General features: G+C 54.3%; 12 protein-coding genes. 9 read left to right on the top strand and 3 right to left on the bottom strand.

From position 1 onward, the window contains the following. Positions 1-135: 135 nt before the first annotated feature. On the top strand, positions 136-1,485 hold the full coding sequence (locus F556_RS0105690; protein WP_020615946.1) for a DRTGG domain-containing protein: 1,350 nt from the start codon (positions 136-138) through the stop codon (positions 1,483-1,485). A gap of 37 nt (positions 1,486-1,522) precedes the next feature. Here F556_RS0105690 and F556_RS0105685 read toward each other — a convergent pair whose 3' ends face one another. The 3 genes from F556_RS0105685 to F556_RS0105675 all read right to left on the bottom strand — a co-directional run bounded on the left by F556_RS0105685 (position 1,523) and on the right by F556_RS0105675 (position 2,718). Then, positions 1,523-1,816, bottom strand: coding sequence for a YtpI family protein (locus F556_RS0105685; protein ID WP_020615945.1), 294 nt, complete (start codon positions 1,814-1,816; stop codon positions 1,523-1,525). Between the two features lie 67 nt (positions 1,817-1,883). Further along, entirely contained in the window at positions 1,884-2,387 is a 504-nt protein-coding gene (locus F556_RS0105680) for a sporulation membrane protein YtrI (protein ID WP_020615944.1), read from the bottom strand. A gap of 4 nt (positions 2,388-2,391) precedes the next feature. After that, entirely contained in the window at positions 2,392-2,718 is a 327-nt protein-coding gene (locus tag F556_RS0105675) for a YtrH family sporulation protein (RefSeq protein WP_020615943.1), read from the bottom strand. 99 nt (positions 2,719-2,817) lie between these two features. Between F556_RS0105675 and F556_RS0105670 the strand changes: the two genes are divergently transcribed. The 8 genes from F556_RS0105670 to F556_RS0105635 all read left to right on the top strand — a co-directional run bounded on the left by F556_RS0105670 (position 2,818) and on the right by F556_RS0105635 (position 12,578). Further along, positions 2,818-6,396: a DNA polymerase III subunit alpha gene (locus tag F556_RS0105670; RefSeq protein WP_020615942.1), complete on the top strand. Its 3,579-nt coding sequence runs from the start codon at positions 2,818-2,820 to the stop codon at positions 6,394-6,396. A 116-nt stretch (positions 6,397-6,512) separates the two neighbouring features. Continuing rightward, positions 6,513-7,019 (top strand): phosphatidylglycerophosphatase A family protein, encoded by a 507-nt coding sequence (locus F556_RS0105665; protein WP_020615941.1) that lies wholly within the window; start codon positions 6,513-6,515, stop codon positions 7,017-7,019. An 89-nt stretch (positions 7,020-7,108) separates the two neighbouring features. After that, positions 7,109-7,297 carry a hypothetical protein gene (locus F556_RS0105660; RefSeq protein WP_020615940.1) on the top strand — a complete coding sequence of 63 codons (189 nt, stop codon included), beginning with the start codon at positions 7,109-7,111 and terminating at the stop codon, positions 7,295-7,297. 131 nt (positions 7,298-7,428) lie between these two features. Next, a complete protein-coding gene (accD, locus tag F556_RS0105655; protein ID WP_020615939.1) occupies positions 7,429-8,295 on the top strand; it encodes an acetyl-CoA carboxylase, carboxyltransferase subunit beta in 867 nt (288 codons plus the stop codon). Continuing rightward, on the top strand, positions 8,285-9,292 hold the full coding sequence (locus F556_RS0105650; protein ID WP_020615938.1) for an acetyl-CoA carboxylase carboxyltransferase subunit alpha: 1,008 nt from the start codon (positions 8,285-8,287) through the stop codon (positions 9,290-9,292). Before accD ends, F556_RS0105650 begins: the two co-directional genes overlap by 11 nt. Positions 9,293-9,434: 142 nt before the next feature. Next, positions 9,435-11,189 carry a pyruvate kinase gene (gene pyk, locus F556_RS0105645; protein ID WP_020615937.1) on the top strand — a complete coding sequence of 585 codons (1,755 nt, stop codon included), beginning with the start codon at positions 9,435-9,437 and terminating at the stop codon, positions 11,187-11,189. A 504-nt stretch (positions 11,190-11,693) separates the two neighbouring features. Next, positions 11,694-12,170: an acyl-CoA thioesterase gene (locus tag F556_RS0105640; protein WP_020615936.1), complete on the top strand. Its 477-nt coding sequence runs from the start codon at positions 11,694-11,696 to the stop codon at positions 12,168-12,170. After that, complete coding sequence (locus F556_RS0105635) at positions 12,171-12,578, top strand: FxsA family protein (protein ID WP_020615935.1); 408 nt, start codon at positions 12,171-12,173, stop codon at positions 12,576-12,578. Positions 12,579-12,740: the final 162 nt, after the last annotated feature.

The following is a 12,740-nucleotide window of genomic DNA, read 5'->3' as shown; positions in this document are numbered from 1 at the left end:
CTTCTATATAGGAAAAAGGAAATGCTATCTCCCCTGTCGAAGCAGTACCGGATAGTCCAACCTTAACTTTACTTGCTTTTGGTGCAAAATGGAACGTTTTTTTACGGAAATCTACAAACGGAGGGAATTCATGACATGATACCAGGTAATCCTGAGCAGGAGGCGCTGACCAAACACGAACGGATTATTCAACATATTCAAAACCTGAAGGTGGGCAGCAGCATCTCGGTTCGCTCTCTCGCCAGGGAACTGGAGGTTAGTGAAGGGACGGCTTACCGGGCGGTTAAAGAAGCAGAAAAGCTGGGTATTGTCAGTACGAAGGAAAGAATCGGCACGGTGCGCATCGAGAAAAAGCATCGGAGCCGGCCCGACCGCCTGACCTTTGCAGAAGTGGCGGATATCCTCGACGGCCAGGTGCTCGGAGGCGCGCAGGGTCTACACAAAACGCTGCAAAAATTCGTGATTGGTGCGATGCAGCTAGATGCGATGCTCGCCTATATTGATGCCGACAGTCTGCTCATTGTAGGCAACCGTGAGAACGTGCATCGTATGGCGCTCCTGGAAGGGGCAGGCGTGCTTATAACCGGGGGCTTCGATACGAGTGAAGAAGTCAAAAAACTGGCCGATGAACGACAGCTGCCAATCATTTCATCCGGTCATGATACGTTCACTGTTGCTTCGCTAATTAACCGGGCTATGTATGACCGGGTGATTAAACGCAAAATTATGCTCATTGAAGAAATCGTCACGCTGGGACGCCCTTCGGAGCTGCTGCGCGCACGGGATACGGTGGAGGCCTTTGATAACCTGCAGCAGGAGACAGGACATGCCAGATTTCCGGTTGTAGACGATTGGCACCGGGTGATCGGCATGGTAACCGCCAGGGACGTGGCAGGCTCGCCGCGTGATCAGACGATTGAGAAGCTGATGACGCGTCACCCCATTACGATTCATCCGGGAACGACTGTCACCTCAGCGGCGCATACCATGGCTTCGGAAGGCATCGATCTGCTGCCCATAGTGGATCGTCAGCGCAAGCTGCTGGCAGTCGTCAGCCGGCATGAAGTTCTTGCGGCACTTCAATTTGCCAACAAGCAGACGCAGTCTGGAGAAACCTTCGATGATTTGATCTGGAAACGGTTTGCCATGGAGGATGGGGAAGTGCGTGAGGATGGACGTTCGTACCGTGGCCGGATTACCCCGCAGATGTCCGGTCAGCTGGGGACGCTGTCCGAGGGTGTACTGATGACGCTGATGATGCAGGGGGCGCGGCGTTTGATTCGTGAGGTGGGAAAGCGGGATCACGTGCTGGAGAGCATCACAACTTATTTTGTCCGTCCAATCCAGATTGACAGTGAAATTGCGGTCGTGCCCAAGCTGCTCGAGATGAGCCGCAAGTCGGCCAAGCTGGAGATTGAAATCGAGGACGAACGGGGACTTGCCGCTAAGGCCATGATGACGGCACAGATGATTGATACCTATTGAACGGTCCGCGAACGGGGGTCAGCCCCGTCCGCCTTGCTCAAGACTTGAGGGCAGAATAATGCTTGTGATTGCGCAGGCCGGCAAACAGGTTGAACAAGCCCAGCAGCAGGAATAGTGAGCCGACGATGACTCGCACCGTATCCCCGGTAAACATGATCATCTGAATCCCAGCCATCAAGAGTAGCATGATACCCATGCAGATGTTCATCCGCGCAGCATATAGTCCCCGCAGCCGCGGTTCTGAGGCCCGGCGGGAGCGCAGGCTGAAGAATACCGACAGCAGCAGGGCCGACAGGATGCCTGCAATGAATAGCCATTGAAGAATTTCCATTGATCTAACGTACACTCCTTTGAAGAGGTTGTTCATTCAATTTACATACGAGTTCCATTGTACCACGTCAGTCCCGCGTATGCCTACTCACCTTGACCCAAACCTTCAACTGGTTATCGACAACAAGCATCGTTTTGACCTCCATGCTGTAGTCTTTCTCAAATACATTCAAATACAGCTTGCGGTCCAGCAGTACCCGGGCCATCTTGGCTTCTGAATCGATCTCGTAAATGCTGCGGCCGAGGAATACGCCTAAATCAGTAACAATCCTTCGCTTCAGCTCCGTCTGGGTCCGGGCATCCAGCTCCAGACCTCCCACCAACTTCTCTTCCTCGATATACACTTGAATCGTCTGTACCACTGTATGCTTGTCCTTGAATTGGTTCAACTGTTTAATTTCCTGCTGCTTCTCATCAATCGTGCTCCCCAACTCGCCGATTTGTACATATAGCGAATTGAGCTGGTAATGATAGATGCCATTGAACAGTGCGATACCCACAATAATTCCAAGGGTGAAAACGCCCAACGTGTACATGCTTTTGACGAACCGATCAAATTGGGGCACTCGCATGGCGCTACCAGCCGTCCCGGCAGATCAGCCGAACCAGCTCGGTTGCCATATACGCGCCCAGATAGGCGCTCGCAATATAACAAAGCTGCTGAACAACCGGGGACAGCTGACCCTCCATCATATGGGTATCAATGACCCGCATCGGATCAATCGTGCCGCCAACTGCAGCCACGATGGCCCAGATCTTCAGCTTGTCCGCCGCCAGCAGCATCTCGCTGGTAGGGGGAAGGAAGACCAGGACTGCGCCGATCCCTGCAAGCATGGAGCCGCCAATGACGACGCCGAATGCGATAAAAAAGTCCAGTGCCGCTTTGCTCAAAAAGTACTGCATGTCCCATCACCGCCTCTCTCTAGTTCATTTTATGGGCGGTGCCTCTAACATTATGATAAAATGAAAGAAATATCGGTGCGACATGAGAGGGTTACAGCTATGGAACGAGAAGACGGATTTGTGCACTTGCATGTGCACAGTGAATATAGCCTGTTGGACGGCGCTGCCCGTATCCGTGACCTGACCGCTCGGGCGGCCGATCTGGGGATGAAGGCATTGGCTCTGACCGATCATGGCGTTATGTACGGGGCGATCGGATTCTATCAAGCCTGCAAGGCACAAGGCATTAAGCCGATCATCGGCTGCGAGGTGTATTTGACGACGGCTTCACGTTGGGACAGGGCGCCCCGTAAGGATCAGCCTACGTATCATTTGGTTCTGCTTGCCAAGGATGATACGGGGTACCGCAATCTGATGAAGCTGGTATCGATTGGCCATCTGGAGGGTTTTCACTACAAGCCGCGGATTGATCTGGAGGTACTGGAGCGCCATGCGGAGGGGCTTGTATGTCTCAGCTCCTGCCTGCGCGGAGAAGTATCGCAGCTGCTCCTGCACGAGCAATACAGTGAAGCCCGGGCCGCAGCCGAACGCTACCGGCGGATATTCGGAGATGACTTCTATCTGGAGCTTCAGGATCACGGCTTGCTGGAGCAGAAGAAGGTCATTCAAGGTATGCTTCGCTTGTCTGAAGAAACCGGGATTCAGCTGGCAGCGACCAATGATGTGCATTATGTCCATGCAGAGGATGCGGAGATTCAGGATGTGCTGATCTGCATTGGGACGGGCAAGTCGGTCGACGACGAGGACCGGCTTCGTATGACCAGTGATCAGAACTATCTGAAGAGTGCTTCGGAGATGGAACGATTGTTTCTCCATGCGCCTCAGGCGATTGAGAATACGGTGAAGATTGCTGATAAGTGCACGCTGGAGTTGTCGCTCGGCAGGGCGCTCCTGCCGAGCTTCAGCCCGATCCCGGACGGGAAGGATTCAGACAGCTACCTGCGACTGTTATGTACAGACGGGCTGGAGGCAAGATATGGGGACACTCCGCAATGGCAGGAGCCGGGTTTTGCCGACGCTGCCCGCGAACGCCTCAGCTATGAGCTGTCCGTCATTCGCAAGATGGGGTACAGCGATTACTTTTTGATCGTCTGGGACTTTATCCGCTATGCGCATCAGCAAGGTATCCGGACTGGACCTGGCAGGGGCTCCTCTGCGGGCAGCTTGGTCGCTTACGTGCTGCGCATTACGGATGTTGATCCGCTGCATTACAAGTTGCTCTTCGAGCGTTTCCTTAATCCGGAACGGATTTCGATGCCCGATATCGACATCGATTTTGACGATGAGCGTCGTGATGAGGTCATTGCGTACGTCTCGGCCAAATACGGCGATGAACATGTCGCGCAGATTATTACGTTCGGTACGATGGCTGCGCGCGCCGCGGTACGTGATGTGGGCCGCGCGCTGAACGTCCCGTACGCCGATGTCGACCGGGCAGCCAAGCTGATTCCGCAGCAGCCGGGCATTACTCTCGCAACCGCGCTCTCGCGCAGCACGGAGCTGCAGGAGGCGAGCAACAAGCCGGCGACCTCCAAACTATTGGATATGGCAGCCAAGGTGGAAGGGATGCCGCGACACGCCTCCACACACGCAGCAGGCATCGTCATTTCGGGAGAGCCGCTTACCCACTATGTCCCCCTACAGAAGGGCTCCGAGACAACACCGCTTACGCAATACGCCATGGAGCAGCTGGAAACAGTGGGCCTGCTGAAGATGGATTTTCTGGGCTTGCGTACCTTATCGGTAATTGAACGCACCCTGCAGTGGGTCCGGGAGATTTACGGAGAGGACATCGACTTTACCAAGCTATCCGACAACGACCCGCTAACCTATGAAATGCTGGGCAAGGGAGACACCACGGGCGTTTTCCAGCTGGAATCGGATGGCATGCGGCGAGTGCTGCGGGAGCTGAGGCCGACAGCCTTTGAGGATATCATTTCGGTGCTGGCGCTGTATCGTCCAGGTCCGATGGAGTTTATCCCCAAATATATCGCGGGCAAGCATGGGCGTGCCGAGGTAGCGTACCCGCATCCGGCATTGGAGCCGATTCTCGCTGATACGTATGGCATCATCGTGTACCAAGAACAGATCATGCAGATCGCCTCAACGATGGCGGGCTTCTCGCTTGGTGAAGCGGATCTGCTGCGGCGTGCCGTGTCCAAGAAGAAACGCCAGGTGCTGGACGAGCAGCGGGCGCATTTTGTGAACGGCAGTGCTGATCAGGGCTACACGGCGGAGGAAGCAAACCGTGTCTATGATATGATTGTTCGCTTCGCTGACTACGGATTCCCGCGGGCGCATGCCGCGGCATATGGTGTGCTGGCTTTCCAGACGGCGTGGCTGAAGGCGCACTATCCGGTGCCGTTCATGGCTGCGATGCTCGCTTCGTTTACCGGCAATCAGCGCAAAACGGCAGAGTACGTCGATGAGTGCCGACGCATGGGGATTGAGGTGCTGCCGCCGGATGTGCAGGAGAGCGGCGTCTCCTTCACACCGACGGCTAATGCGGTTCGTTTCGGACTGGCGGCCATTAAGAATGTCGGTACACAAGCTATCCAGGGTTTAATGAAAGAACGGGAGTCCGGACCTTTCACCGATCTGCTGGATCTCTGTCAACGTGTCGATCTTCGGGTCGTCAATAAACGTGTGCTGGAAAGCTTGATTCAAGCAGGCGCGGCAGATTCGTTACCGGGCCACCGGGCACAACTGCTGGCAGCGCTCGACGAGACGGTGGAGGCGGCGCTCAAGTGGCGCAAAGAACGAGAGGAACTGCAAATCGAGATGTTTGGTTTTGCCGAAGTGCAGAACTGGCGGGTGGAGCTGCCCGATGTACAGGCGTATTCGGCATCGCAGATCCTGGAGTTCGAGCGTGAGCTGCTGGGGCTGTATATTTCCGGTCACCCGCTGGATTCGTTCGATCTTCAGCTGGAGCCGCTTGGCCTGGATCGTCTGCTTGATCTGGCCGAATCTCCCGATGGAACGCAGGCGGTATTGGCGGGCATGCTGGTATCTGTGAAGCCCTTTACGACCAAGAAAGGCCAGCCGATGGCTTTTCTGGAGCTGGAGGATCGGATGCTGCGGGTGGAGGCCGTCGCCTTCCCCTCGTTGTGGAAGCGAAGTAGACAGCACTTCTCGCGCGGCGCCCTGCTGCTGGTGCTGGCAACTGTGCAGCAGGAGGATGAGGATTTCAAGCTGATCTGTGAAGAAGCGGTCCCGCTATCAACTGGAGACCTGAAGGAACAGGTCCAGCGGTTGAGACGTCAGGTGCAATCCCGAACCAACCGTTCGCGTACTGCCCGTCCAGCTGGTTCTGGCACCCCTGCTCCTGAAGGGGATAACAAGACAGCGGCTTCCTCGGCTGGAACCTCACCAACGCAGCCGCGCTCGCAGGCCCAGCGCTTGTATGTCAAGGTAGCCGCGGACCGCGGCCAGCCGCAGCGGATGGAGCAGCTACAGTCCTTGCTCGTGCGTCATCCGGGCTCGCTGGCTACCGTGCTGTTCTACGAGGAAGGTCAACGGACAGTGGCGCTCAGTGAGCGTTACCGGGTCAAGCCATCGCCAGAGCTTACCACCGCTATCGAACGGCTGCTTGGCGAAGGCTCGGCTGTCGTCAAATAGCGCGCCGCTCAAATTTTTGTGGAACATCTCCGCTTGTCCCTGCATACATTTAGGAGACATACAAGCATGCACAGGCGAGATGCCAGCAGGCTTGTGACCGCGCAGGAGGGATGCAGATGTCGACAGGACTGGAGCAATGGCTCAAAAGGCGTGGCGTCGAAGTAACAGAGGTGGCCGATATTGTGTATACGCTGCAGCGACCGTACAATGCCCAGCTTACGCTGGAAGAGTGTATGGAGAGCGTTAGAACGGTGCTCGGCAAACGGGAGGTCCAGTACGTGATGTATACCGGCATTGCTCTGGACGAACTGGCGGAGCAAGGCCTGCTGCCAGAGCCGCTGCAGTCCATTATGGCTGCAGACGAATCGCTGTATGGTGTAGATGAGACACTCGCGCTGGGGATTACAAATGTTTACGGTATGATCGGGTTGACAAGCTTTGGCTATCTCGACAAAGTAAAGCCCGGCATCATCCAGCGTTTGAACCGCAAAGATCAGGGTATTCACGTGTTTTTGGATGATCTCGTCGCCGGCCTCGCAGCCGCCGCTTCCGCCCGGATTGCCCACAAGGACCCCGCTGCCAATCACTACACATTGGCCGAGCCTCCCTACGGCCCTGTATGATTGACTATCGCTTTCTTGCGGTAAAAACCGTAGTTATGGTATCATTATTGCATTATGCGGCCTGAACCAGAGATTTAGGGGGTACCTTCATGTGGACGGTTATCTATATCGCGCCTACCGCTAGGATCGCGGAGAACATTACGAAGCGGCTGACCGAAGAAGGATTTATGGTCCAATCGCGACCAGTTAGTCTCTCCAAGCAGCAGTTCGAGATATTGGTGCCCTCCGGTGAATTGGAAGAAGTACAGGAAGTGCTGAGTTCCATTCTCCACTCGTAGAAGACAGAGCCCCCGGTTGTGAGGAGAATCGGCCATGTTCGGAAGCTTGCTCCATCTAGAACGCGAACGTTCAGGAGCGGCCGGCCGCTTTCTCGTCACAATACTTTTGCGCCTTGAGAGGTGTCCTGTTCATGTTTAAGGACTTATTCCATAAAAAAAAATACGCAACCATCCCTTCCAAGAATACGAAGCGTGACATTCCGGAAGGGCTAATGAACAAATGTCCCAAATGCGGGACGATTCAGTTCAGCAAAGAGCTGGAGAAAAACCTGAAAGTCTGCCCATCATGCGGGCATCATTTCCGCATGAGCGCCTGGGAGCGGATCCAGCTGATTGTCGATGACGGACAGCTGGAAGAGTTCGATGCCCGGATGGTATCCGAGGACCCGCTTGAGTTCCCAGGGTACGCTGCGAAGCTGGAGCAGCAGAAGAAAAACTCCGGCTTGCTTGACGGTGTTATCACAGGTCAAGGAGCCATCGGCGGTTTCCCTGTCATTCTCGCCGTGATGAGCTTTGACTTCTTCTCCGGCAGTATGGGATCGGTTGTCGGCGAGAAAATTACGCGGGCCATCGAGACGGCGATGGACAGAGATCTGCCGCTGTTGATCTTCTCGACATCTGGCGGTGCACGTATGCAGGAGAGCATTCTCTCCCTCATGCAGATGGCCAAGACGAGTGCGGCGCTGGCCAAGTTTCAATCGGCTGGTGGGCTGTACATCTCCGTGTTGACAGACCCGACAATGGGCGGGGTATCGGCGAGTTTTGCCATGCTGGGCGACTATAATTTGGCCGAGCCTGCAGCATTGGTCGGATTTGCCGGCCGGATTGTCATTGAGCAGACGATTCGCCAGAAGCTGCCCGACAATTTCCAAACGGCCGAGTTCAATATGCAGCATGGCCAAATTGACAAGGTGGTTCATCGCAAGGAGCTGAAGCAGATGCTGACCAAGCTGCTTGATATGCACACGGTAAGGGAGGATGCTGTCCATGGCGGGTGAACTTCAATTCGAGAAGCCACTCAATGAGCTTCGGCAAAAAATTGACGAACTGAAGCGTTTCGGTCAAGAGCGAGGTATTGATTTTGCTGACGAGATCGCCAGACTGGAGCTGCGTTACAAATCAATGGAGGACGAGCTGTACGATGAGCTCTCCCCGGCGCAGAAGATGCATCTGGCCCGTCATCAGCAGCGTCCAACTTCGCTGGACCTGATTCAGCATATCTTCACCGATTTTATCGAGCTGCATGGTGACCGTCTGTTCGCCGACGATCTGGCGATCGTAGGCGGCCTGGCTAAGCTGAATGGCGTACCGGTAACGGTCATTGGCCATCAGCGGGGCAAGGATACGAAGGACAATATCGCCCGCTTCTTCGGCAGTCCCCACCCTGAGGGCTTCCGCAAGGCGCTGCGCCTGATGCAACAGGCCAATAAGTTCAATCGCCCGATTATTACCCTGATTGATACCAAGGGAGCTTATCCTGGCAATACAGCGGAAGAGCGCGGGCAGTCTGAAGCCATCGCCCGCAACCTCAGAGAGATGGCGATCTTCGGCGTGCCGATCGTATGTGTGGTCATCGGCGAGGGCGGCAGTGGCGGCGCGCTTGCTCTTGGCGTTGGCAACCGTGTGCTCATGCTGGAGAACGCGATTTATTCCGTCATTTCACCCAATGGCGCAGCCTCAATCCTCTGGAAGGATGCTTCCAAGGCAGACCAGGCGGCGGAAGCGATGAAAATCACAGCCAAGGACCTGCTGGAATTCGGCATTATCGAGGAAATCGTGCCGGAGCCCCAAGGTGGTGCTCACCGGGATGTGGTGGCACAAGCTGAATCGCTGAAGGATGCGATCTGGCGTCATATTCAGGAGTTGACCGTGATGACGCCTGAGCAACTGACCCTCGACCGCTATGAGAAGTTCCGCAAAATCGGGACCTTCTCGACGCTGGAAGATCCCGCAGAGACGGCTGATCTTCAGGCTCCGCAGTCTGTAAATGGTTAATTTTTTGTGAATGACACTGTACAAGCTGCTGCGAATCGTGTAATTTTAGGTAGAACAAGCCTGTCATACAAGCGAAACGAGACTTGACCGATTGTGGGCCAAGTCGTTTACGCATGAGAGCAAAAACGGAGGAAACATACAAATGCGCAAAACAAAAATCGTCTGTACTATTGGACCAGCGAGCGAATCGCTGGAAAACACAAAAAAGCTGATTCTTGCGGGCATGAACGTTGCTCGTCTTAACTTCTCCCACGGGGACTTCGAAGAGCATGGCAACCGGATCAAAAACATCCGTATCGCTTGCGAAGAGCTGGGACGCACAGTTGCGATCCTGCTGGATACGAAGGGGCCTGAGATTCGTCTGGGCAAGCTGAAGGAAGAGCCAATCGATCTGAATCAGGGCGACGCTATTACGTTGACCACAGAAGAAATTCTTGGCGACCGTAATCGGATCCCGGTTACATATGCCAACCTGCCTCAGGACGTACAAGTCGGTTCGACGATCCTGATCGATGACGGCTTGATCGGTCTGACCGTTGAAGAGGTTGAAGGCACAGAGATCAAGTGCCGCATCGTGAACAGTGGACAAATTAAGAGTAAAAAGGGCGTTAACGCGCCAGGCGTAGATATCTCGCTGCCCGGCATCACGGAAAAAGACGCGGGCGACATCGTGTTCGGCATCGAGCAAGGCGTCGATTTCATCGCGGCTTCCTTTGTCCGCAGAGCCAGCGACGTTCTGGAAATTCGCGAACTGCTGGAGAAGCATAATGCTTCCCACATTCAAATCATTTCCAAAATCGAGAACCAACAGGGTGTAGACAACCTGGATGCTATTCTGGAAGTGTCTGACGGTCTGATGGTAGCGCGTGGTGACCTGGGTGTAGAAATCCCGGCTGAAGAGGTGCCGCTCGTTCAGAAAATGATGATCCGCAAATCCAACCTGGCTGGCAAGCCTGTCATTACTGCGACGCAGATGCTGGATTCCATGCAACGCAATCCTCGTCCAACACGCGCCGAGGCGAGTGACGTGGCTAATGCCATCTTCGACGGAACGGATGCAATCATGCTCTCCGGCGAAACAGCTGCAGGTAAATATCCGGTTGAGTCTGTTTTGACCATGTCCCGCATTGCAGAGCGGATCGAATCGGCTTTGAACTATCGTGAGATTTTCAATAAGCAGGCAACTGCACAACGCTCGACTGTGACTGAGGCAATCAGCCAATCCGTTACGAACTCGTCCCTGGACCTCGATGTGAAGGCGATCGTTACCTCCACGGAAAGCGGCTATACCGCACGGATGATCTCCAAGTATCGTCCAAAAGCACCAATCATCGCCGTAACGCCAGTTGATCAGGTGATGCGTCGTCTTGCACTGACATGGGGCGTCATCCCAGCCAAAGGCGTATCGGCAGACACCACGGACCAAATGTTTGATATTGCGGTTAACGGCGCAATGGAGACAGGTCTGATCAAGCTGGGCGACACCGTCATTATTACTGCAGGTGTGCCAGTCGGCCGCTCCGGAACAACGAACCTGATCAAGGTTCACCATGTTGGCGATCTGATTGCCAAAGGTCAAGGCATCGGCAGCCAAAGCGCTACCGGCAAGGTGGTCATCGCACGCAATGCCGAAGAAGCCAACGCCAAAACCGTACGTGGCTCGATTCTGGTCACCAACCAGACCGATAAGGACTATATGCCTGCACTCGAGAAGGCTGCTGCTGTCATCACGACACAAGGCGGAATCACAAGCCATGCTGCAGTGGTGGGGCTGAACATCAGTATCCCGGTCGTTCTCGGCATAGCTGACGCTTTCGAGCTGATGCATGACGGCATGGAAGTGACGATCTACGGTGAAGTGGGCGTCATCTACACCGGACAAGCCAACGTCTTGTAGGGTCGCTTTTGATCACGAAGTAATTCAGGGAAGCTGGTTCGACATCGAATCTTGAATGCAGTCGGAACTTCCGGTGCTCACGTAGTTTCCACTACGCTCCGCTCCTCATTTCCTCCTGCCTTCAACCTTCTTGGTGCTGAAAACCGACTTTTTAAACGGGTTATAAAGATAGTTGACGAGTTCGCTTTTGTTAACAAAAGCAGCACTCGCTTATGATGACATACAAGAGCGACGGCCTTCGGGTCGTCGCTCTTGCTTTTGGGTGATCAAGCATGTCAAACTAGAAGAAGCCTCTCCAGGACGGTCCAGTGCTGGCACTGAGATAGCTAAGGAAACTACAGATTCTTATTTGGCAAAAAAGCAGGTTATGCAAACTTTAACGAAACGAGATCATCTTATTTGCTTCAAAATCATACAAAAGGACGTTTCGGAGGGGAATAAGACGTTCCAGTTTCATTAGCGCATGTTCGATTAGCATACACTAATACTACAGGAGGTTGGACAATGGCATCACGCTGGCATTTGCATCCGCTGAGGGTCCGTTACCAGGAGACGGACCAGATGGCGGTCGTGTATCATATCAATTATTTGAACTGGTTTGAAATTGGCAGAACGGAATGGATTCGTCACGCGGGATATCGTTACGCTGATATTGAGCAGTCTGGTCTACTGCTTCCGCTCATAGACCTCGAATCCCGCTTTCTGCTGCCTGCGCGATACGATGAGCAGTTGATCATCTGCACGCGTATCGCCAGCTTTTCGCCGCTTCGTTTGACCTTTGAATCGGAGGTGCGCCGGGTTGCTTCCTGGGATGGCTTGCCGCAGAGCCTGATTGCAACGGATGAGCGGCCGGGGGAGTTGCTGGTCAGCGGCGCTACGCGTCATGTATGGGTCAACCGGGAGTGGAGGCCCGCCCGCTTGGACCGGCACTCGCCTGAAGTGTATGAGGCGCTCAAACAGCTTTGTGAAGGAGGAGACTAAATGAGGCGATGGTTGTTTTTGTTGCTACTGCTTATTCCGATACTCGAATTTTGGGTAATAACGTTGGTTGGGTCATGGATCGGGGGCTGGCCGACCTTTTTGTTGATCCTTGGGACTGCCCTCTTAGGCTTTGTCCTGATCAAACTGGAAGGACGCAAAGTGTGGCAGGAAGCCCAGCTTCAGATGCAAGCGGGCCAGATCCCAGGGCTGTCGCTATTGGATGGCTTGTGTATTCTAATCGGCGGCATTTTATTGATCATTCCTGGCTTTCTCAGTGATATCGTTGGGCTGGCGCTGGTCATTCCCTTTACGCGCCCTTATTTCCGTCAACACATTTTGAACTGGCTGGAACGCAGGATGCGCGGCGGTGGTGGAGGAGGCGGAGTTTTTATGATCCGCAGGTGGTAACAGCCTGACGCCGCACCGATTTACCCTGGGTTTACATTACATTAACATGAGTATAACAATTGAAGAGGATAATAGTTAGAGTTCAAAAAGGACGGTTTTCAGCACCGAGAAGGTTGAAGTCAGGAGGAAGTGAGGAGCGGAGCGTAGTGGAGGCTACGTGAG

It is taken from the genome of Paenibacillus daejeonensis DSM 15491 (assembly GCF_000378385.1).
Lineage (GTDB): Bacteria > Bacillota > Bacilli > Paenibacillales > Paenibacillaceae > Paenibacillus_D > Paenibacillus_D daejeonensis.
Note: the sequence above shows the minus strand (reverse complement) of the source record. Positions and strands in the feature narration are given on the sequence as shown.